Source organism: Bacillus sp. Y3 (assembly GCF_008123875.1).
GTDB classification, from domain to species: Bacteria; Bacillota; Bacilli; order Bacillales; family Bacillaceae; genus Bacillus; species Bacillus altitudinis.
Map to the genome: position 1 here is coordinate 724,231 of NZ_VSSC01000003.1, position 21,158 is coordinate 745,388.

Below are 21,158 nucleotides of genomic sequence, written 5' to 3' on the forward strand. Positions count from 1 at the left end.
GTGGAATTTTTATGAATTTCTGCACTCAATGATCGCTTTTCACTTGTTATTTTTATACACTAAAAGAAGAACGAGATCATCACAAGAAAGAGGTGAGAACAATGGAGGTTTACAGCTATCGTCAAATGGCACGAGACAAAGCAAGCCGGATTAAAGACGGCATGTGTGCTTATGCCGAGACAGAAATGATGGCCCATTTAATTAAAAAAGAATTAAAGCATCAAAATCTCCAAGCCTATGAAGATTCAACTGACATCGGCTGCTGGTTTATCCCTGTATCCAAGTAACCCTTTTCTCAAGCACAAAAAAAAGAGAGGGGGGACTTGAAGCCCCTCTCTCACGATGATGATTTACATACTTCTTCTAAATCACGCAAAATCTCATCTGCAACTGCCCAATCATATATGGACGCACCGGCTGCAAGCGGGTGACCTCCGCCATGATATTTTTTAGCAATGGTGTTAATGACGACGCCTTTTGAGCGGAATCTCACACGAATCTGATCGTTCTCTTCCACAAAAAAGACCCATGCCTTAATCCCTGCAATATTTCCAAGTGTTCCAACAAGCTGTGAGGCTTGCTGCGCTGTTGTTTGGAATGACTCCAAAATGTCACGTTTAATAAAAACAGAAGCTACGCCATTCTCTGATAAGGAGATATGTTGAAAAATATAGCCATTTAATTTCACGACATTCAAATCTGTCTCATACAATTGATTGAAAAGGTCTGATGATGAAAACGGATATTCGATGAGTTCACCCGCATATTTGAGTGTCTTTTTCGTTGTGTTTGGGAAAAGGAAACGGCCTGTGTCTCCTACAATGCCGGCATAAATGAGTTCTGCCGCCTTTGTATTCAGCTGATATCCTTCTTCTTTCCCCTCTAAATACAGCTCATAAATCATTTCACTAACAGAGCTTGCTTCTGTATCAACCCAAAGCAAATCACCATACGGATCTTCATTCGGATGATGATCAATTTTCATCAGCTTATCGCCCATTGAATAACGCTGATCATCAATTCTTGCTTGATTCGCAGTGTCACAGACAATGACAAGGGCACCTTTGTACACTTCATCTGGCACCTCATCTAATTCATATAAAAATGAAAGGGATGGCTCAGGGGTTCCTGTCGCATAAATATTTTTTTCTGGATAGGTGGCACGCAAGATTTCCGTAAGGCCGCACTGCGATCCATATGCGTCTGGATCAGGTCTTACATGTCTATGAATGATGATGGTGTCATATAATGATATGGTTCTAATCAGTTCTTTTTTCATAAATACTCCTTCTTATGCGATACTCTTTTTATTATTAAATCATAATCTACCCAGACAGAAAAGTGAGGAATAGACAATTTATTCTAGTAAGCAAGCCTATTTACGTTTAAAATAGGGTTGTAACCACTTACAATGGAGGCTTGGCACATGCTTGTTTTGATTGTGTTTATTATTTGTTCTGCCATGTTTTATTTATACTACAAAGCAAAAAATGTCCGTACGAACCGGCCGGTCGAGAAGAAATTCTGGTCTGCTAAATCAAGTATGGCACTTGGCTGCTTTGTCCTGCTCTTCGGTGTGAATCAATTATTTTTAAACCGCTCGTCACTGGCATTTGTCATTGGGTTTGTTTTTGTTGCAGTTGGTATCGGCAGTACATGGGCCGGATATAAAGCCTATAAGCACTATCTTCCGCTCTTTTTAAAGGAAGGCGAAAAAGACCACGCATAATAGAGAAAGGGCGCATTCATGCCGCCCTTTTTTGCCTATTATCCTCTCTCCATCAGCTGCACCATCAGCATCGCTTTGCCTACAATATTTGACTGGTGGTAAACTTCCACTTCCAGCTTTCCAAACTTGCGCCCAACTTCTAAAATATTCGGTTTGATCTGTATCGTGGATTCCATTTGAACCGGTTTTAAGAAATAGACAGAAAGACTTTCTACAATTAGCTCGCCTTTTTTATGAGACTTTAAGAAGCGGTTGGCTGATTCGATTAAAATTTGTGTAAACACACCATACGAAATATTGCCGAGCTGATTTGTCATTTGTGGTGAGACTTCATATTGGTACACCGCATCTGTTTTTGGTTTTTCTGTCTCAATCTCCTTAAATCCTCGTGACACGACATCATCCAGCTTTTCACCGACCTGCGGCTGCTTTTGAATCATTTGCAGCGCCTTCAGCACGTCCTGACGGCTAATCATCCCAATCAGCTTCGCATGATCATTTACAACTGGCAGCACCTCAATACCTTCCCACACCATCATTTGTGCAGCTGAAGCGACAGATGTTTTGCCAATAACGGTCAGCGGATTTTTTGTCATCACCTTTTCAATCGGTGTAGAACGGTCATGGCCTGCAATATCTTTTGAGGTCAAAATGCCGTGAATTTTCATTTGATCGTCTGCTACCGGGAACCGGCCGTGCCCGGTTTCATAATTCTTTTCATACCATTTCTCAAGTTTGTCTTCTGGCGATAAATAGACGGTCCGTTCTATCGGCGTTAAAATATCCTCCACAAGCACAATTTCTTTTTTAATCAACTGGTCATAAATGGCCCGGTTAATGAGAGCCGCTACGGTAAATGTATCGTAGCTTGTTGATAAAATGGGCAGCTCAAGCTCATCTGCGAGCTGAATAATTTCATCATCTGTTGAGAATCCGCCCGTGACCAGCACAGCCGCTCCCGCCTCTAATGCTTGCCGGTGAGCATTGATTCGGTTTCCTACGATCAACAGGTTGCCTGCTGCTGTGTAACGCATCATTGCATCCAGTTCCATTGCACCGATGACAAATTTATTTAACGTTTTATGTAAGCCAGCTCGTCCACCAAGCACCTGGCCATCAATGACATTGACCACTTCCGCATATGTCAGCTTTTCAATATTTTCTTTTTTCTTCTGTTCAATTCGAATGGTACCGACTCGTTCAATCGTGCTCACGAACCCTTTATTTTCAGCATCCTTAATAGCCCGGTAAGCCGTGCCTTCACTGACTTTCATTTCTTTCGCTATACGCCGGACAGAAATTTTCTCTCCGACATCTAATGAATCAATATACGATAAAATTTGCTCATGCTTTGTCGCCAATCCCGTTCACCCTTTTTGTTTTCAGCGTTTTCATCTATATTTCATTATAAAGGCAGGAGGCTTTTAATAGCAATTTGTCTTTTACACGAGCACGATACAGGCAAATAAAAAAGCCGGTTGGATGCCGGCTTTTCTTCCTATTATTAAATATCGATGGATTCTCCGCTGTTTAATACGTGACCCACGCCGCCATGCAAGCTGTCTGCAAAGGCATGAGGATCTTGCTCAATCGGCGGGAATGTACTGTAATGAATCGGTACGACTTGTTTCGCACGAAGCCACTCTGCTGCGATTCTCGCATCGTCTGGTCCCATCGTGAAGTTATCACCTATTGGCAGGAAGGCGAGCTCAATATGATTCAGCTCCCCAATGAGTTTCATATCCGAGAAGAGAGCCGTGTCTCCAGCATGATAAATTGTTTTGCCTTCAGCAGTAAATAAAATACCGGATGGCATCCCTGTATACGTAATCGTTTTGGATTCTTCATCAATGACCGCTGAGCCATGGAACGCTTGCGTCAGCTTGACTTTACCAAATTCAAATTCACGTCCGCCGCCTATAGAAAGCGGGTGCGTTTTCACCCCTTGCCAGCCTAAATAAGTGGCAAGCTCGAATGGCGCAATCACGAGTGCGTCATTGTTTTTAGCGATTTCAATCGTGTCTCCGACGTGATCTCCATGCCCGTGCGTGAGCAAAATCACATCTGCTTTCACATCTTGCGGTTTGATATCCGTGTGCTTATTTCCATTTAAAAATGGATCAATCCAAATATGGTATCCGTTTGTTTCAATGTGTACGACTGAATGTCCATGATATGTAGCTTTCATGTAAATATATCCACCTTTCGAATTTGATCTCATTTTGTCTATTCCCTCTATAAAAAGCTGAAAAACTTAGTGCCTATGAATCACATTAAGACCACCTGTTGCTTCAATGACGGTTCCTGTAATGAGGTCTGAACGGTCATCACATAGAAATGAAATGATACGACCGATATCCTCACCTGTCCCAGACCGACCAATCGGTGTTTCATCGTCTTTTATCTGACGTGCTTCCTCTATCGTTGATTCTTTCATGTCTCCAACGATTTTGCCTGGACACACCATATTAGCGGTGATGCCGTTTTCGGCTTCTTCAATCGCAATGGTTTTCGTCAATGACGCAAGGCCCACTTTTGCCGCTCCAAAGGCTGATCTGTGCATCCAGCCTGGCGCATGGTCTGCTCCTTGGAAGCCATATGTGATAATCCGGCCAAAGCCTTGTTTTCTCATCATAGGGATCACCATTCGGAACAAATGGAACACTGCGGATAGGTTGCCTTCCATCATTTGATACCATTCGTCTTCAGAGTAATCCGCGAGTTTTTTTCGTTCAAAAATATAAGGTCCAGCATTATTGATCAAGGCATCAATCCGCCCAAATCGCTCTGCTGCCAGCTCGACCATGTTTTTTAAATCTTCTTTGTTTGTCACATCGCCTTGGACAAATTGAAGCTTTTCTTCGTATTCTTGCAGTTCTTCTTTCATCTGCCGGACAGCTTCATCATCACTTCGATAATTCACTGTCACAGAATACCCCATATTCAGTAAAGACTCGGTGACTTTCCTGCCAAGTCCTTTAGAACCCGCTGTTATTAATGCGTGTCGCACACAATCTCCTCCTAAAACAAAGGTTGCAAGTTCATGTGTTTCTTTTATTATCTTTACTTTACTATAAACCGGCTCCCTTCGCACTTTTGAACCCTTTAACAATGAGGGGAAAACCGTATAGGGTGATTCATCCACTTTTTCATATCCCATGAACCATGGATATCGAGAAGCAGCGAAACAAACCGATAACATTCTCTCACCTCATGAAGCTGGCGAGGAAGCGGGCAAATCTCTTCATATCCTAATTGAACCGCTTGTGCAGCTTCTTTCGTCAAAAGGTATTCGAGTGCAATCAAATCAAACGCAGCTGGTCCAAATACGACATATTCCGTATCAACTAGACTCGTTACTTGATCATCGTCTTCAATATATTGCGATGGGTCTAAATCAATTAAAATGAGACTGGCTGCATCAGGAGGACTTAGCTTTTCAAGCTTTTGCTGCACCTTTTCTGCATAATCCTGATATTCAGGCTGATTAGTGTAATAGCGGCTGATAAGTTTGGAAACTGCCTTTTTTAACAGCGCATGGAATTCTCTCAAATGTCTCTTTTCTCCCCCGTATACTGCACCGAAAAAGTTTGTTTGATATGAATGAAGATGCGCTAGTTTCCTCCCGTAATCCCTATAGAATTGTGCTGAACGGCCCTCAAAAGATGTTAAAGGGATTCCTTCTACTTTTTCCATGACATAAAAGTGTTTCCCCGCCTTCTTCACTTTACGAACAACTTTCGGAATATGAAAGGAATTCGTATGAGCCAGCTTTTCATTGATTTCATCAAGATGCTCCTGCACATTACGGGCATCTACTCCATAAATCAAGTTGATCCCATACACAAATTCACTTTCTTCTCTTGCAGTTTTTGGAGATTTCACTACATATTCCGTTTGGTCTTGTAAGGAAATCAGCCACACATCATTAGCCCGGCCATCGTATGGTTCTCCTAACGTTTTCACTGATACGATAGGCTGATCAAACAAAGCCTGAAGCGTTTTCTTCATGAACTGTTGTCACTCCTTATTCAGCTTGACACTGGTATGCTTTCATTTTCTCCAGTGAAGATCAATCTCCTTTTTCCCATGACAAAAAACCATCCGTATAAACGAATGGTTTTGGCGAATTATGCTAAGCAGGCTTTTGCTTTTTCTAAAGCGAGCTGAATTTGTTTGAATCCAGTTCCACCTGCACTTGTTCTTTTTTCAACAGCAACATACGGATCAAGAACAGTGTAAATGTCTTGTTCAAAGAGGCCGCTTGCTTCTGTAAATGTTTCAAATGGAAGGTCACTTAAGTAGATGCCTTTTTGAATGCATGTATACACAAGCTTTCCAACGATTTCGTGTGCTTCACGGAATGGCATACCTTTTTTCGCAAGGTAGTCTGCTACTTCGGTCGCATTTGAGAAATCTTCTTTTGTTGCTTTTTTCATGACATCTTCGTTCACTGTCATTGTTTGAATCATGCCTGTGAAGATTTGCAGGCTGCCAGCGATCGTTTTCACCGTATCAAACATGCCTTCTTTATCTTCTTGCAAGTCTTTGTTATACGTAAGCGGCAAGCCTTTCATAATCGTGAGCAGCCCCATCAGGTTGCCATATACCCGCCCTGTTTTTCCGCGGATCAATTCAGCCATATCCGGGTTTTTCTTTTGCGGCATCATGCTGCTGCCTGTTGCGTACGTGTCATCGAGCTCAATGAATTTGAATTCTTGAGAACACCATAAAATGATTTCCTCACAAAGACGTGAGAGATGCATCATCACAAGGCTGCTATTGGACAAGAACTCTAAAATGAAATCACGATCACTCACGCCATCAAGGCTGTTCTCGTAAATATGGTCAAAGCCAAGAAGCTCTGCTGTATATTCACGATCAATTGGGAATGTCGTTCCTGCTAACGCCCCGCATCCAAGTGGTGACACATTAATTCGCTTCAATGAATCTTGAAAACGCGCTTTGTCCCGCTCAAGCATCCAAAAGTAGGCGAGCATATGATGGGCAAAGGAAATAGGCTGTGCACGCTGTAAGTGCGTATATCCTGGAAAAATCGTTTCAACGTGCTGTTCAGCTTTTTCTACAAGCACTGTTTGAAAAGAAGAGATCAGCTCAATGATATGCTCTACTTGGTTATTCAAATATAAATGCATATCGGTTGCGACCTGATCATTCCGGCTTCTCGCTGTGTGCAATTTGCCGCCAAGCGGACCAATCTCATCAATGAGCATTTTTTCAAGGTTTAAATGAATGTCCTCATAATCTACTGAGAAATCGAGTTCATCCGCCTCCGCCTTTTTCATGAGCGTATTCAGTCCGTCTTTGATCGCAGCGGCCTCCTCATCACCGATGATACCGCATTTATTCAGCATACTTGCATGGGCAAGGGAGCCGGTCAGATCTTCTTTGACTAATTGTTTGTCGAAATGAATGGATGCACCAAACTCATCGACCCATTTTTCTGGTGTTTTTTGAAATCGGCCTCCCCAAAGCTTTTTCATGCTTTAACCTGCTCCTTTTTGTTCACGATGCTGTTTACTTTTGTTGGTAAACCCCAAAGGTTAATAAATCCTACAGCTGCATCATGATCGAATTCATCTGCTTTTGTGTAAGTTGCTAGATTTTCATCATAAAGTGAATATGGTGATTTACGTCCTTCTACAATGGCATGGCCTTTAAATAGTTTCACACGTACAACACCTGTTACGTTCTTTTGCGTTTCTTGTAAGAATGCATCTAGTGCTGATTTAAGTGGTGAGAACCATAAGCCGTTGTATATTAATTCAGCCATTTTTTGTTCAACGATTGGCTTAAAGTGTGCTACTTCTTTGACAAGCGTTAAGTCTTCAAGTTCTTTGTGTGCTTTTAATAGGGTAACTGCACCTGGGCACTCATACACTTCACGAGATTTGATTCCAACAAGACGGTTTTCAACATGATCGATTCTGCCTACACCATGCTGGCCAGCAACTTCATTTAAATGAAGGATCAGATCAGATAATGAATACTGGATTCCGTCAATCGCTGTTGGTTTTCCTTTTTCAAACGTGATTTCAATGATTTCAGGTGTGTCAGGTGTTTTTTCAAGTGGATTTGTCAGATCATAAGCACCTTCTGGCGGCGCTGCCCAAGGATCTTCTAAAATACCACATTCGTTACTTCTGCCCCAAAGGTTTTGGTCGATTGAATATGGGCTATCTAAGTTAATCGGAATTGGAATACCGTGCTTTTGTGCATAGTCGATTTCTTCATCACGAGACCATTTCCATTCACGCACTGGTGCAAGAACTTCTAGGTCTGGATTCAATGCTTTGATTGATACTTCAAAACGAACTTGGTCGTTTCCTTTCCCTGTACATCCGTGTGCAACGGCTACGGCATTTTCTTTCTCTGCGACTTCCACTAATTTTTTGGCAATGAGCGGACGAGATAGTGCAGATACTAACGGGTATTTCCCTTCATACATCGTGTGTGCTTGCAGTGCAGCAAGTGCAAATTCTTCAGCAAACTCTTCTTTTGCGTCGATCATGTAAGATTGAACAGCTCCGACTTGAAGTGCTTTTTGTTGAACGAATGCTAAATCTTTTCCTTCACCTACGTCCAGGCAGCAAGCAACAACTTCGTAACCTTGCTCCTGTAACCATTTAACTGCAACAGAGGTATCAAGACCTCCGGAATATGCTAATACGACTTTTTTATTTTGTGACATGTTTGAAAAGCTCCTCTCGCTTGTTTTGATTCTGTGAATGTTTTTTGCATAAAAATAAGTTTTAATTTATAAACATGCATTTAGTATGTATACACTGTAACAAGGAAAAATTGTTTTTTCAACCCCTTTATGAAAAAAACTCTGCCAAATTTTCTTGGCAGAGTCATTTTGGGCTATTTTTGATCTTTTTCAAGCTCTCGCAAGACATGAGGAAGCTCTGGAATAATGAGTTTGGTCATGGCTAACCGAACTGCTCCGGTAGAGCCTGGTGTGGCAAAAACGGCTTTTTGGTTAATCACCCCTGCCGTCGCTCTAGATAAGATAGCGGCTGATCCAATATCTTCTGTATAGCTCAGCATGCGAAAAATTTCTCCAAAGCCCGGCAGCTCTTTTGAGAAAAGAGGTGTAATGGATTCAATCGTGACGTCCCTTGATGCAATACCAGTTCCCCCGTTTAACAAGACGGCATCAATCTTCGCTTCGCTTGTTCCTTCTAAAACGGCGTCTTGAATCGCCCCAATATGATCTTTCACAATATCATATGCAAGAATAAGATGCCCTTGTTCTTTGAGCAAATCAATCATCAGACGGCCGCTTTTATCTGTTTCTTTTGTCCTTGTATCACTGACGGTAATGACTTTTACATGAAGCCTCGTTTTCGCTTCGCGTTTATGTTCTTGGGCGCTCATCTCTTCACACCGCTCCTTTCATATTGCCTCACATTATAGCATGCTGATTTCAATAGAAAAAAGCCCTTTTCCGCTGAGGAAAAGAGCTTTAAAAGGATGTTACGCTAAACGCATAACGTCTCTTGCAATCATGACTTCTTCGTTCGTTGGAATCACGATGACTTTTACAGGAGAGTGAGGGTAGCTGATGAATGCTTCTTCGCCTCTCATGTTGTTAAGAGATGGATCCCAATATACGCCCATGAATTCTAGACCACGAAGTACACGTGCTCTCACTTCTGAGCTGTTTTCACCGATTCCAGCTGTGAAGATGATGGCATCTACACCATTCATTCTCGCTGCATAAGAACCGATGTATTTATGAATACGGCTTGCAAAAATATCTAGTGCTACTTCTGCACGGTCGTTTCCTTCTTCTGTCGCTTCTTCGATATCACGAAGATCACTTGAAAGACCAGACACACCTAAAAGACCACTCTTCTTATTCAAAGTAGAAAGTACTTCTTCAGCTGTATGTCCTGTTTTCTCCATAATAAATGGAATAAGGGCAGGGTCAATGTTACCTGAACGTGTTCCCATTGCAACACCCGCAAGTGGTGTGAAGCCCATTGACGTATCGATTGATTTTCCGCCTTCAACTGCTGCGATACTTGCACCATTTCCAAGGTGGCAAGAAATCAAACGAAGCTCTTCAAGAGGACGGCCTAATAGCTCTGCTGCACGCTCTGTTACGAACTTATGGCTTGTCCCGTGGAATCCGTATTTACGAATACCAAAGTTTTTGTAGTAGTCGTACGGAAGGCTGTATAGGTAAGACTGCTCTGGCATTGTTTGGTGGAACGCTGTATCGAACACAGCAATCGCTGGTACGTCAGGCAGAATTTGTTTAAATGCTTTGATTCCTACAACGTTTGCAGGGTTGTGAAGTGGTGCAAGCTCTGAAAGCTGATCAATGTCATTGATGACTTCATCTGTTAATACAACAGAATCGCTGAATTTTTCTCCGCCGTGAACGACGCGGTGTCCTACGCCATCAATTTCATTAAAGTCTTTGATGATGTTAAATTCAATTAGTTTTTCAAGCAGCATTTTAACCGCTACTGCATGATCTGGAATATCTGTGACTTCTGTTTTCTTTTCTCCATCTACAGAAATCGTGAAGATACTGTTGTCCATTCCGATTCTTTCAACAAGACCTTTTGTTAAAACGGTTTCTTCTGGCATGTCGAACAATTGGAATTTAAGAGATGAGCTTCCTGCGTTGATTGCAATAATTTTGGACATTACTGTCGCTCCTTTTACTCAGTTGTTATATAAGGTTTCACGTTTTTTCGGTGCTATATTCAACCTGTTTGAACGGGTCTTTTATAGTTTAACGATAAGTCCGAAAAATATCTGACTTTTTCATTTAAACATTGAAAACTTTGCATTTCAAGTACACCTTCGAACTGTTACCGCTTACATCAATAAGTCGTTATTTTCTGAATAATAAAATAGCCAGACATCACTCTGGCTATTCTTTCGTTTCTTTTTCTTCTATAAACCATTGGTCTAATTTTCTCATGACGCCAACCATTGCTTCCTTCTGTGAGAAAGATGGCAGATTGGCAAATAGCATACGTTTCGGTGCTTCGAGCCCCTCTTTTTTCTTTTGCATCACAAATAAGCTTTTGGCATGCTTTTTGTCTTTGAACATAGAGACTGGCAGCTGAATTAACGCATTCATATATGCATGTTCTTTGATGAAATCCTTTAATTGTACGCTTTCTTTTCCTTCAAATAAATCGTTTGGAATGATGAAGAATAAGAAGCCGCCTTCTTTCGTGTAACGAAGACTTTGCTCAATGAATAAATAATGCGCAAAGGAATGACCTTCTTTTGCCTTTAATTCATAGTCTTTAGCGCACTCATCATTTGGATAATACCCGACAGGAAGACTGCATACAGCAACATCTGCTGGTGAGATAAGAAGCGGCTCAAGGCTGTCCTGGTGGAAAAGCTCTACTTCTTTTTCTTCTAAGTTCGCTTGTGCCCACGCAATTTTAATGAGCACGTCATCAATTTCAGAGGCAAAACCGCGTGTTGTTTCTGCTGTTACATTGTTGAGGACCGCAAGCAGTAAATTCCCTGTTCCCGCTGCTGGATCAAAGACAACCAGCTCTTTTTGTCCTTCTAAAAATTTATTGACCAAATAGCTGACAAACAGACCAATTGTATCAGGTGTCATCTGCCGGTTTGGATGTGAAATATCTTTTTGTCCTTTCAGTACGGCGAGCTGAAACGCTTTACGAATCTGCTCATGATCATAAGAGGCGAAATCTGCTTTCTCTATTAAATCTTTTAGTAAACCGTTTCGATCATTTGACTGGAAAAAGGCTTCTCCTGCTTCTGCCAATGCTTCAATATAGGAAATGTTCTGTTCCTTTTTTAAACGAATTGAAGCTGTATCGAGCAGCTCATAAATCGTACTCACTTGATCTTTCTGCAATGCTTTTCTCTCCTCGCTTTGTTAAAAGCTATATGTTCTCATTGAAAAGAGCCCCAGTATGAAGCCGGAGCTCTTGTCGATGCTGCTTTTATAACAGTGATTTCGCAGCCTCAATGGCTTTTTCATAATTTGGATGATTGGTTGCTTCGCTTACATACTCAGTGTAAACGACTTTTCCGCTTGGGTCTAATACGAAGACCGCACGCGCCAATAAACGCAATTCTTTCATATATAAACCAAACGCTTCACCAAATGACATATCTCTATGATCAGATAATGTTTCGACATTTTCAATTCCGTTTGCTCCGCACCAGCGTGCTTGTGCAAATGGTAGGTCTGCACTAATGGTATAGATATTGACCGGACCTAAACCGGCTGCCTCTTCATTGAAACGTCTTGTTTGTGCGTCACACACACCTGTATCAATAGAAGGAATCACTGAGATAATCGTCACTTTTCCTGTTAAATCAGAAAGTGAAACTTCCCCTAGTGAGTTCGTTAATACCGTGAAATCTGGAGCCTGCTCGCCTACTTTCACTTCATTTCCTACAAGCGTTACTGGGCTCCCTTTAAATGTGATCGATGCCAAAACAATTCCTCCCTTATCAAATGTATGGTTCTATCATAGTAGAGAAAGCAAAAAACTGCAAAGCCTAATCGTCCATTTTGAAAAAAAAGTTAACTGCAGGGCAGCTAACTTTTTAAAGGTCTATGTCATCTAGTTTTCGTTCTTTGTGACGATGCTCCCGTTCATCCTTCTTAAACATGTGCTGAAGACGTTCAATTGCTTGAGGAGCAGAATCCAATATTTTATCGAGCAGATGTGTGTGTTCATCCAAATGAAGCATTCTAACGCCATTTGTTCCCACAATTAAAAAGGCGATTGGTGTAATCGATACTCCGCCACCGCTTCCGCCTCCAAATGGGAGTCTCGGTTCTTTTCGTTCTTGTTCATCAGACCGTTTTTCTTTCTTTTGGTTACCGTTGAATTCACTGCCGCCGGCTGCAAATCCAAAACCAACCTTTGACACAGTGAGAATGACACTGCCGTCAGGGGTTTCGACTGGATCGCCGATGATCGTGTTCACATCAATCATTTCTTTTAAGTTTTCCATCGCTGTCTTCATCAGACCTTGGATTGGATGATCTGCCATTTTCGGGTTCCTCCTTAAACAGATGATTCATTCTTCGTTGCTTGAAGAGAGGCATTTTTTCTCGCCTTTCTCCCTTTTAACCAATGGACAAGTAATCGAATGGCTGCAAGCATAGCATGTCCAATCCGAAAATAAGCTATACATGCAAAGTGTGTCTGTGATACATTGTGCTGAAAAGCGGGAATCACTTCATAGACGGGTTTGTGCTTAAAGGTGAGATGCTCCTGCATAAAGGCAAGAAGTGCTCCTTTGACTGACCACACACCGCCGGCTGCTACACCTGTTAAAGCTGCGTCATGAAAACCAATCCAGGTGGACCAGTGAAATGAGACGATTTTTATATGAATGAAGAACTTTCGCATGATCCGGTTTAGATCGACAATTTCTTTTGTAATACGCTCCATTTGATGAAGGATTTCCTTTACATCACGTTTTCCCACTTTTTTATGCATGGTTTCTTTTTCTTGATTAGACGTTTTGGTGCTGGCCATTTTCTTTTCACGAATATCAATCGTTTGATCTTCCGTATTCACTTTCACCATCGGAATGTCTTTCTTCAGTCTGACGATTCCATATAAGGTGATGATCTTCACCGCAATATGGTCATTGTCATTTGCATGTGAATAGTCCAGTGAAATGGTCACTTTCATAAAGATCAATAAGATCACAAGGAACAAAAAAGCTGCGATCCAAACGTACAGCACTGTGCTCACTTCCTCCATAACAAATGATGCTTCCTCTACGATTATGGCTCTCCTTCTGGATTTTATACCCAATCACCCAAAAAAAGAGTTTGACCGGTACCCGGCCAAACTCTCTTTGGTTATGCGTTTGATTCTGTTTTTTCATATAAATGTTCATGAACAACCACCGTATCTGCAAAGTAGTCATGAACCCCTTGCTTTTTCGGCGTGAACCCAACCACAGCATAGAGAACAAAAAGCGTATTAATATATCTCCCCACAATTTCTCTAAAGAAAATGACATCCCATGGCAGCTTCTTCTCCGGCTGAAGTGAGACGACTTTGATTCCAAACACCATCTTTCCAAGTGTTTGTTGGAAAATCTTCGTCATGATCGCAAAATAAAGCAGAAAGACAATTGTGGTTGTGACGGAAAATGGGGAAAACCAGCCTCCACCTTTTGACCAGCCAAAGAGACTAAAGATTGGAGAAACCGTCAAATGGTTAACACCCCATACGACGAGCCAATCTAGGATAAATGCCCAAAATCTAATCCAGAAACCTGCAAAGGCCTGCGCTTCAATTGAAGTGCGCTTCGCAAGAGTCGGCCTTGATTCTCCCTCTTGGCTGCGACTTTCCGTTACTTCATCGAATGTAGAATCCATCTATGATCCCTCCTTTATTTTGAATAGAGATACATCGGTTTAGACCCATTTGAGCCAGCCAGTGTTTCTTTTAAGTTCAGAAAATCAATTTCGCTTTTAAAGAGCTTGCTTGCACTCATATTGAAAAGAGAGTTCCAGCCAAAGCTTTGTGAATAGCTGATTACTGTTGCTCCTTTTAAGCCTTTTTCATTTTTCTTCATTGCTTTTAGTGCATCTTCATAGTACCCAAGCTCATCCACTAATCCGTTCGATTTCGCCTGTGTTCCGTCATAGACCCGGCCGTCAGCAATTTTCTTGACGTCCTGCTTAGACATGCCGCGTCCTTCAGAAATGACTTTCACAAAGCCTTCATAAGAGTTGTCAACCATGCTTTGCATGATAGCACGCTCATCTTTTGTCATATCACGATTTGGAGACATGATGTCTTTGAATTTTCCACTTTTAATGGTTTCATATTTGATGCCTAAATTATCTGCCAGCTTTGCATAATTCAAACTTTGCATGATGACCCCTAGAGAGCCTGTTAACGTTTCAGGTGAAGCAAAGATTTTTTTCGCTGGAGTGGATACATAATAGCCGCCAGAAGCCGCCATTGAACCCATGGAAACATAAATTGGCTTCTTCGCTTTCTTTACTTCTTCTAATTTTTTATGTATTTCAGCACTTTCATAGACACCGCCGCCAGGAGAGTTGACACGCAGCAAGACACCTTTCACAGACGCATCGTCTTTTGCTTTATCTAATTCTTTTAAGAACGCACGATGATCATATGCTTCCCCGCCTAAAAGGCTGGATGCACCACCGTTATCTTGAATCGTACCATTAATCTCAAGTACAGCAATTTTACTCGCTCCGCTGCCATCCTCTAGTACCTTTTCTTCGATTTCGTCCCCGAATTGATAGCTCATCTTATTATCATTGAAGCTTTCATACAAGGCCGTCGTGATACTAATCACAATCGAAAAGCCGAAAACACCAAGTGCAATGATTAAGGCTACCCATCTTTTCGCATTCATTTCTTTCTCCTCCTTTTTGTCTCACTTCGTTCATACGAATACACACATGAAATGTTTCACAGGAACTGTGGTTTTTTTACATTTCATTTCAACATATGATAGCACCGATGTGAAATGACGATCAACTTTACATCTTCTATCATTTGCTCATCATGACGAAAAATTGGTTATTTTATCCTCTTCCTACATCTAATAGCTCAGATCATCTCCACAACGAAACGCCCAGACCTCTCTAGCCTCCAAAATGAGCTATTAAATTATGCTCAAAGTCAGCGTTGTCTAATCACTTACAATGACTCATTTCTCAAATGGAAGCCTCTATCATGATGAAGCGTCTTTCTAATATTTTTACTTTCATATGAAAAAAGTGTAAAATGTGAGCAAGGGTTTTTATGTAAGCCCTTTACTACTCGAAATCTATTTTTGACAACAAAGGGGAGAACGTCAATGACAGACAATCGTCGCAATGTATTTTTCTTTTACAAAAAAGATCATGAATTGGATGGACACATTTCTTCTCTGGAGAAGCTCGCTACCGATCAAGGCTTTCACGTCGTAAAGCGTGCAGAAGATGCCCATATCATTGCTTCAATTGGTGGAGATGGTACATTTCTTCAAGCGGTTCGCAAAACGAACTTCCGGGATGACTGCTTGTATGTAGGGGTATCAAAAACAGAGAATTCGCACCTATACTGCGATTTTTCGTTAGAACATTTTGATCAAATGATTGATGCCATGAACACTGAACAAATTGAAGTGAGAAAATATCCGATCATCGATGTAAGCGTTGACAGTACAAACCAGTTCCATTGCTTAAACGAACTGTCGATCCGCTCTAGCATCATTAAAACATTTGTCATCGATGTGTATATAGATGATTTCCATTTTGAAACCTTTAGAGGCGACGGGATGATTATTTCCACTCCGACCGGTTCAACGGCCTACAATAAATCTGTCAACGGCGCCGTGGTGGATCCGATGCTTCCGTGTATGCAAGTAACCGAGCTGGCATCGCTGAATAACAACTCATACCGTACACTTGGAGCTCCTTTCATTTTAAGCAGTGACCGCAAGCTGACACTAAAGGTTGTTCAGGACGGTAACGACCATCCGATTATCGGTCTTGATAACGAAGCGCTAGGTACAAAACATGTCAAACAAATTGATATTGGCCTTTCTGGTAAAGTGATCAAAACAGTCAAATTAAAAGATAACTCCTATTGGGAAAAAGTAAAACGCAGATTCCTTTAATCATTGAAAAGCTCCTTTATGGGGCTTTTTTTCATGCCTTTTCATTCAAGGTCATGGTGTCTTTGAAAAGATATGGTATGATGTCACAAGTATACATGTACGAAAAGGAGAACACGATGCCATTACAACATTTTGATCAATATCCATTAAGCGATGAATTGAAACAAGCGCTAGAAGCGCTTCATTTCCATACACCTACACCCGTCCAGCACGAGACATTATCCGTTGCTTTTTCAAAGCAGGACCTCATTGTCAAATCTCAGACAGGCAGTGGCAAAACAGCAGCCTACGGTCTGCCAATTTGTGAAATGGTGGATTGGGCTGAGAATAAACCTCAAGCCCTCATCCTCGTCCCAACAAGAGAACTTGCCATGCAGGTCAAACAGGATCTGACCAGCCTCGGACGATTTAAACGAATCAAAGCGGCCGCCATTTATGGAAAAGCTCCATTTCAAGCACAAAAAATAGAGCTTGCACAAAAGAACCACATTGTGTGCGGAACGCCAGGACGAATATTGGATCACCTTGAAAAAGGGACACTTTCTTTAGACAATCTGTCATTTTTCGTGTTAGATGAAGCAGACGAAATGCTGAACATGGGATTTATTGATCAAGTCTCTTCTATTATTCAGCATCTGCCGCCAAAGCGGATGTCGATGTTATTTTCAGCGACGATGTCTGATGAAATGAAGGATTTGAGTGAGCAGTTTTTACAATCGCCAAAAGTGATAGAGATTGCTCGGGCGGAAACGACGAAGCAGCAAATCACCCACACGTTGATTGAAACCGAGGAAGAAGGCAAGTTTTCATTACTTCAACGAACGATTGTCATTGAAAATCCAGATAGCTGTATCATTTTTTGCAATACGCAGGAGCAAGTGAATGAGCTGACGATGAAGCTGGATGAGTGGGATGTTCCTTGCGATAAGATTCATGGCGGGATGAGGCAGGAAGATCGCTTTGCCGTCATGGATGAATTCAAAAACGGGGAATTCCGTTATTTGATCGCAACAGATATTGCAGCCCGAGGAATTGATGTCAGTGATATGACACATGTAATTCATTACGACTTGCCATATGAAAAAGAACGCTATATTCACCGGACCGGAAGAACTGGCAGAGCGGGTAAAAGCGGAAAAACGATTGCGTTTATGACAAGGCACGGGCAGCCGCTTATTGAAGAATTAAAAGAGGAAGCTGGTATTCATTTTCAGATTCAGCCTTATCCTACAAAAGAAGAAGCAGAACAGCATGTGGCAAACTTTGAAGAAAAAATTGAAACACCGATTCAAAAGGAAAATAAGCAGGCCGGCATAGAGAAAGATATTATGAAGCTGTATTTTAACGGCGGGAAGAAAAAGAAACTCCGGGCAGTTGATTTCGTTGGAACGATCGCCAAAATAGACGGCGTTGCGTTTGATGACATTGGGATTATTACCATTCAGGAAACAAAAACATATGTAGATATTTTAAATGGCAAAGGCCCTCTTGTGCTAAAAGCCATGCGCCACACAACGATTAAAGGCAAGCAGTTAAAAGTACATGAAGCACGTGCATAAAAAGTGAAGGCTAAGCGCCTTTACTTTTTTTATTGATTATCATCACAACTTACAAACCCTTCTGCCACCTGATTTTTTGATACTCAACATGACAAATGTCATATAGTATACATGATGGGTGCTACTATGAACATGACACCTTTCCTTCTATACTTTGAAGTAGAAAGAAACGGAAAGGACTTGAACGTTCATGACGACTTCAACAAACACACAGCAGCAAGCCACTTTAAGAAAACAAGTTGGCCAATTCTCTGGTGCTAATTCGAAAAAAAGTATCATTCAACTCTTTAATACATTCATTCCATTTTTGGGGCTTTGGTTTCTTGCCTATTATAGCCTGAACATCTCCTACCTTTTAACCCTCTTCTTTGCGGTGATTGCAGCTGGTTTTTTAGTACGTGTCTTTATTATTTTTCACGACTGCTGCCATCAATCCTTTTTTAAACAAAAGCCGCTGAATCACCTGTTCGGTTTTGTAACGGGCGTACTCACCCTTTTCCCTTATCTTCAATGGCAAAGAGATCATTCAATTCACCATGCCACAAGCAGTAATCTAGACAAACGAGGTACTGGCGACATTTGGCTACTGACAGTCAAAGAATATCAAGAGGCATCAGCTTGGACGAAATTTCGCTACAGATTTTACCGTAATCCTTTTGTGATGTTTATTTTAGGACCGATCTTTGTTTTTCTCTTAAAAAACCGTTTCAACGTCAAAAATGCTCGTAAAAAAGAGCGCTGGAACACGTATTTCACAAACGTGAGCATCATTGCGCTAGCAACTGCAACGTGTCTTCTTTTTGGCTGGCAGGAGTTCCTGCTTGTCCAAGGTCCAATCTTCCTGATCTCAGGATCAATCGGTGTATGGCTGTTTTACGTGCAGCATACATTTGAAGATTCTTACTTTGAAGCAGATGAACATTGGAATTATGTGCAGGCAGCTGTAGAAGGCAGTTCTTTTTACAAATTGCCAAAGCTTCTTCAATGGTTAACAGGCAATATCGGCTATCACCATGTTCATCATTTAAGTCCGAGGGTACCGAATTATCATTTAGAACATGCCCATGAGCACAGTGAGCCGCTTCAAAATGTGCCAACCATCACGTTAAAGACTAGTATTGAGTCGATGAAATTTAGACTTTGGGATGAAGAAACGAAAGCATTCGTTACCTTTAAAGAAGCACGGCAATCTAAGAAGATGCCCGCACCTGTCATAAAAGGAGACATTCTGAAGAAGAATGCATAATTGGCGCAAGCTCTTTCTTACAATAGAAGGAGCTTGTTGTATTTGCAGGATGCAGTCACCTGTTCAATTTGATAAAGTAGTGAAAAAGACTGAAAAAATGAAAAAGGTGAATCACGGATGAAAAAACAACTGAAAATTCAAAAACTGCATGGGATTTCCCCATATATTTGGGCGATTTTTTTCATCCTGCCCTTTTATTTTATCTTTAAGACCCCTTCGACTTTAGGCATTGTGATCGGCATTATTTTAAACGTCGTTTTTTTTGCGGTCTACCGTTTTGCCTTTGTCTCAAAGGGCTGGTCGTTATATGTATTCGGCCTTCTATTAATCGCCATTTCGACTGGTTATGTGATGCTCTATAGCTACATTTATTTTGCTTTTTGTATCGCCTATTTCAACGGGCATATCAAAAGAAAAGTCCCTTTCTATATCTTATACTATATCCATCTAGCGAGCGCTGCCGTAGCGGTGAACTTTAGCCTGATCTTAAAAAAGGGCTGGTTTCTCACGCAAATTCCGTTTGTCGTGATTACACTGATCAGCGCCATTCTCCTCCCTCTTAGCATTAGAAGCAGGAAGGAACGTGAACGGCTAGAAGAGAAATTAGAATATGCCAATGAACGGATCGCCGATCTTGTCAAACTTGAAGAAAGACAGCGAATTGCTCGCGATCTGCATGACACACTTGGACAAAAACTCTCTCTCATTGGATTAAAGAGTGACCTTGCCCGTAAACTCGTGTATAAAGATCCTGAACAGGCTCGTGCCGAACTAAAGAGTGTTCAGCAGACAGCTAGAACGTCTCTAAATGAAGTGCGGAAAATTGTTTCTTCCATGAAAGGCATTCGGATCAAAGATGAAATATTGAATATCAAACAAATCCTTGAAGCCGCCGATATTGACATGATTTATGATGAAAAGGAAGCGCCGAAACACATCTCTCTTCTGAACGAAAACATTGTGAGCATGTGCATCAAAGAGGCCGTGACGAATGTCGTCAAACATAGCGACGCCACTGTCTGTCAAATCACGATTCATCAAAAGTCAAAGGAAGCTGTCATTACAGTTGAGGATAACGGCACATTTAAAGGCAGTCATCCATCCTCTCAAACGAAGGGACATGGCCTTGCAGGGATTAGAGAAAGATTGGAATTTGCAAATGGACGCCTGCACATTGAGACAAAAAACGGGACGAAGCTGATCATGAGCATTCCAAATGATTCAGCAGCGAAAGATAAGGAGGAAATAAAATGATTAACATCTTTATCGCAGAGGATCAGCAAATGCTGCTCGGTGCTCTTGGATCGCTTCTCGATTTAGAAGACGATATGACGGTTGTTGGAAAAGGTACAAACGGCCAGGACGCCATTGATTTTGCTCAAAAACATCCTGTCGACATTTGTTTAATGGATATTGAAATGCCAGGAAAATCTGGGCTCGATGCCGCTGAAGAACTTAAAAAGTCTGATGTGAAGATCATCATTTTAACAACCTTTGCTCGTTCTGGCTATTTTCAAAGAGCACTGAAAGCTGGCGTTAGCGGCTACATGTTGAAAGACAGCCCAAGCGAGGATTTGGCAAGTGCCATCCGCAGCGTGATGAAAGGGAAAAAGGTGTACGCCCCTGAATTAATGGAAGACTTGTATAGCGACGAAAATCCTTTAACTGAACGAGAAAAGTCGGTTCTAGAACTCGTCGCAGACGGAAAAAACACAAAAGAAATCGCCAAGGAACTCAGCATTAAAAGTGGCACTGTCCGAAACTACATATCCGTTATTTTAGATAAACTAGAAGTCAAAAACCGAATTGAAGCCATTACTCGTTCCAAAGAAAAAGGCTGGTTTAAATAAGAAAAAAGATCAGGTCATACACTGCCTTGATCTTTTTTTCTTTTTATCAGAATTCCTCTATCCACTGCTAAAATATCATTGACAACAAACCTCACTTCTATGGTATGATATCTGAG

General features: G+C 41.4%; 22 protein-coding genes. 7 read left to right on the forward strand and 15 right to left on the reverse strand.

All coding sequences use genetic code 11. The features are described from left to right. Positions 1 to 101 precede the first annotated feature (101 nt). Positions 102 to 287, forward strand: coding sequence for a YtzJ family protein (locus FXF70_RS08800; RefSeq protein ID WP_008346082.1), 186 nt, complete (start codon positions 102 to 104; stop codon positions 285 to 287). A 50-nt stretch (positions 288 to 337) separates the two neighbouring features. Here the strand turns inward: FXF70_RS08800 and FXF70_RS08805 are convergent, their stop codons facing one another. Next, positions 338 to 1,279, reverse strand: a complete 942-nt coding sequence (locus FXF70_RS08805; protein WP_007501719.1) for a DHH family phosphoesterase — start codon at positions 1,277 to 1,279, stop codon at positions 338 to 340. A 147-nt stretch (positions 1,280 to 1,426) separates the two neighbouring features. Between FXF70_RS08805 and FXF70_RS08810 the strand changes: the two genes are divergently transcribed. Continuing rightward, positions 1,427 to 1,729, forward strand: a complete 303-nt coding sequence (locus tag FXF70_RS08810) for a YtpI family protein (RefSeq protein ID WP_008343164.1) — start codon at positions 1,427 to 1,429, stop codon at positions 1,727 to 1,729. A gap of 38 nt (positions 1,730 to 1,767) precedes the next feature. Here FXF70_RS08810 and FXF70_RS08815 read toward each other — a convergent pair whose 3' ends face one another. The 14 genes from FXF70_RS08815 to sppA all read right to left on the reverse strand — a co-directional run bounded on the left by FXF70_RS08815 (position 1,768) and on the right by sppA (position 15,136). Continuing rightward, positions 1,768 to 3,090 (reverse strand): CBS domain-containing protein, encoded by a 1,323-nt coding sequence (locus FXF70_RS08815; protein WP_148780117.1) that lies wholly within the window; start codon positions 3,088 to 3,090, stop codon positions 1,768 to 1,770. A gap of 143 nt (positions 3,091 to 3,233) precedes the next feature. Beyond that, positions 3,234 to 3,917, reverse strand: coding sequence for a metal-dependent hydrolase (locus FXF70_RS08820; RefSeq protein ID WP_035391153.1), 684 nt, complete (start codon positions 3,915 to 3,917; stop codon positions 3,234 to 3,236). A 66-nt stretch (positions 3,918 to 3,983) separates the two neighbouring features. After that, positions 3,984 to 4,739, reverse strand: coding sequence for an SDR family oxidoreductase (locus tag FXF70_RS08825; protein WP_008343153.1), 756 nt, complete (start codon positions 4,737 to 4,739; stop codon positions 3,984 to 3,986). 95 nt (positions 4,740 to 4,834) lie between these two features. After that, entirely contained in the window at positions 4,835 to 5,740 is a 906-nt protein-coding gene (locus FXF70_RS08830) for a phosphotransferase (protein ID WP_148780118.1), read from the reverse strand. 119 nt (positions 5,741 to 5,859) lie between these two features. Then, entirely contained in the window at positions 5,860 to 7,233 is a 1,374-nt protein-coding gene (gene argH / locus FXF70_RS08835) for an argininosuccinate lyase (RefSeq protein WP_008343150.1), read from the reverse strand. Continuing rightward, positions 7,230 to 8,441 (reverse strand): argininosuccinate synthase, encoded by a 1,212-nt coding sequence (locus FXF70_RS08840; protein ID WP_008343148.1) that lies wholly within the window; start codon positions 8,439 to 8,441, stop codon positions 7,230 to 7,232. Before FXF70_RS08840 ends, argH begins: the two co-directional genes overlap by 4 nt. Positions 8,442 to 8,614: 173 nt before the next feature. Then, positions 8,615 to 9,130, reverse strand: coding sequence for a MogA/MoaB family molybdenum cofactor biosynthesis protein (locus tag FXF70_RS08845; protein ID WP_017367838.1), 516 nt, complete (start codon positions 9,128 to 9,130; stop codon positions 8,615 to 8,617). A gap of 99 nt (positions 9,131 to 9,229) precedes the next feature. Beyond that, positions 9,230 to 10,414, reverse strand: a complete 1,185-nt coding sequence (locus FXF70_RS08850) for an acetate kinase (RefSeq protein ID WP_007501728.1) — start codon at positions 10,412 to 10,414, stop codon at positions 9,230 to 9,232. Positions 10,415 to 10,643: 229 nt separating this feature from the next. Next, positions 10,644 to 11,618, reverse strand: a complete 975-nt coding sequence (locus FXF70_RS08855) for a class I SAM-dependent methyltransferase (RefSeq protein WP_148780119.1) — start codon at positions 11,616 to 11,618, stop codon at positions 10,644 to 10,646. Positions 11,619 to 11,706: 88 nt separating this feature from the next. After that, positions 11,707 to 12,207, reverse strand: coding sequence for a thiol peroxidase (gene tpx / locus FXF70_RS08860; protein ID WP_007501731.1), 501 nt, complete (start codon positions 12,205 to 12,207; stop codon positions 11,707 to 11,709). A 112-nt stretch (positions 12,208 to 12,319) separates the two neighbouring features. Further along, a complete protein-coding gene (ytfJ, locus tag FXF70_RS08865; protein ID WP_007501733.1) occupies positions 12,320 to 12,772 on the reverse strand; it encodes a GerW family sporulation protein in 453 nt (150 codons plus the stop codon). A 14-nt stretch (positions 12,773 to 12,786) separates the two neighbouring features. After that, complete coding sequence (locus FXF70_RS08870) at positions 12,787 to 13,494, reverse strand: DUF2953 domain-containing protein (protein ID WP_148780120.1); 708 nt, start codon at positions 13,492 to 13,494, stop codon at positions 12,787 to 12,789. Between the two features lie 101 nt (positions 13,495 to 13,595). Further along, positions 13,596 to 14,120 carry an RDD family protein gene (locus tag FXF70_RS08875; protein ID WP_008343136.1) on the reverse strand — a complete coding sequence of 175 codons (525 nt, stop codon included), beginning with the start codon at positions 14,118 to 14,120 and terminating at the stop codon, positions 13,596 to 13,598. Between the two features lie 14 nt (positions 14,121 to 14,134). Further along, positions 14,135 to 15,136, reverse strand: a complete 1,002-nt coding sequence (gene sppA / locus FXF70_RS08880; RefSeq protein ID WP_135009397.1) for a signal peptide peptidase SppA — start codon at positions 15,134 to 15,136, stop codon at positions 14,135 to 14,137. Positions 15,137 to 15,583: 447 nt separating this feature from the next. On the opposite strand from sppA, the gene FXF70_RS08885 reads away from it, so the two are divergent. The 5 genes from FXF70_RS08885 to FXF70_RS08905 all read left to right on the forward strand — a co-directional run bounded on the left by FXF70_RS08885 (position 15,584) and on the right by FXF70_RS08905 (position 21,042). Further along, positions 15,584 to 16,387 (forward strand): NAD kinase, encoded by an 804-nt coding sequence (locus FXF70_RS08885; RefSeq protein ID WP_017358281.1) that lies wholly within the window; start codon positions 15,584 to 15,586, stop codon positions 16,385 to 16,387. A 116-nt stretch (positions 16,388 to 16,503) separates the two neighbouring features. Then, a complete protein-coding gene (locus FXF70_RS08890) occupies positions 16,504 to 17,946 on the forward strand; it encodes a DEAD/DEAH box helicase (protein ID WP_148780121.1) in 1,443 nt (480 codons plus the stop codon). Positions 17,947 to 18,136: 190 nt separating this feature from the next. Next, positions 18,137 to 19,192, forward strand: a complete 1,056-nt coding sequence (desA, locus tag FXF70_RS08895; protein ID WP_017367843.1) for a Delta(5) desaturase DesA — start codon at positions 18,137 to 18,139, stop codon at positions 19,190 to 19,192. A 117-nt stretch (positions 19,193 to 19,309) separates the two neighbouring features. Further along, complete coding sequence (locus FXF70_RS08900) at positions 19,310 to 20,446, forward strand: sensor histidine kinase (RefSeq protein ID WP_048002751.1); 1,137 nt, start codon at positions 19,310 to 19,312, stop codon at positions 20,444 to 20,446. Continuing rightward, the gene (locus FXF70_RS08905) at positions 20,443 to 21,042 is read left to right on the forward strand and encodes a response regulator transcription factor (RefSeq protein ID WP_007501749.1); all 600 of its coding nucleotides are present in this window, start codon (positions 20,443 to 20,445) and stop codon (positions 21,040 to 21,042) included. The genes FXF70_RS08900 and FXF70_RS08905 overlap by 4 nt, the downstream gene beginning before the upstream one ends. Positions 21,043 to 21,158 lie beyond the last annotated feature (116 nt).

Coding starts and splice junctions, on each gene's coding strand:
- FXF70_RS08885 (WP_017358281.1), top strand. CDS start 15,584: ATGACAGACAATCGTCGCAATGTATTTTTCTTTTACAAAAAAGATCAT.
- desA (WP_017367843.1), top strand. CDS start 18,137: ATGACGACTTCAACAAACACACAGCAGCAAGCCACTTTAAGAAAACAA.
- FXF70_RS08810 (WP_008343164.1), top strand. CDS start 1,427: ATGCTTGTTTTGATTGTGTTTATTATTTGTTCTGCCATGTTTTATTTA.
- FXF70_RS08830 (WP_148780118.1), bottom strand. CDS start 5,740: ATGAAGAAAACGCTTCAGGCTTTGTTTGATCAGCCTATCGTATCAGTG.
- argH (WP_008343150.1), bottom strand. CDS start 7,233: ATGAAAAAGCTTTGGGGAGGCCGATTTCAAAAAACACCAGAAAAATGG.
- FXF70_RS08820 (WP_035391153.1), bottom strand. CDS start 3,917: ATGAAAGCTACATATCATGGACATTCAGTCGTACACATTGAAACAAAC.
- sppA (WP_135009397.1), bottom strand. CDS start 15,136: ATGAATGCGAAAAGATGGGTAGCCTTAATCATTGCACTTGGTGTTTTC.
- FXF70_RS08805 (WP_007501719.1), bottom strand. CDS start 1,279: ATGAAAAAAGAACTGATTAGAACCATATCATTATATGACACCATCATC.
- FXF70_RS08905 (WP_007501749.1), top strand. CDS start 20,443: ATGATTAACATCTTTATCGCAGAGGATCAGCAAATGCTGCTCGGTGCT.
- FXF70_RS08850 (WP_007501728.1), bottom strand. CDS start 10,414: ATGTCCAAAATTATTGCAATCAACGCAGGAAGCTCATCTCTTAAATTC.
- FXF70_RS08845 (WP_017367838.1), bottom strand. CDS start 9,130: ATGAGCGCCCAAGAACATAAACGCGAAGCGAAAACGAGGCTTCATGTA.
- FXF70_RS08900 (WP_048002751.1), top strand. CDS start 19,310: ATGAAAAAACAACTGAAAATTCAAAAACTGCATGGGATTTCCCCATAT.
- ytfJ (WP_007501733.1), bottom strand. CDS start 12,772: ATGGCAGATCATCCAATCCAAGGTCTGATGAAGACAGCGATGGAAAAC.
- FXF70_RS08840 (WP_008343148.1), bottom strand. CDS start 8,441: ATGTCACAAAATAAAAAAGTCGTATTAGCATATTCCGGAGGTCTTGAT.
- FXF70_RS08890 (WP_148780121.1), top strand. CDS start 16,504: ATGCCATTACAACATTTTGATCAATATCCATTAAGCGATGAATTGAAA.
- FXF70_RS08875 (WP_008343136.1), bottom strand. CDS start 14,120: ATGGATTCTACATTCGATGAAGTAACGGAAAGTCGCAGCCAAGAGGGA.
- FXF70_RS08870 (WP_148780120.1), bottom strand. CDS start 13,494: ATGGAGGAAGTGAGCACAGTGCTGTACGTTTGGATCGCAGCTTTTTTG.
- FXF70_RS08800 (WP_008346082.1), top strand. CDS start 102: ATGGAGGTTTACAGCTATCGTCAAATGGCACGAGACAAAGCAAGCCGG.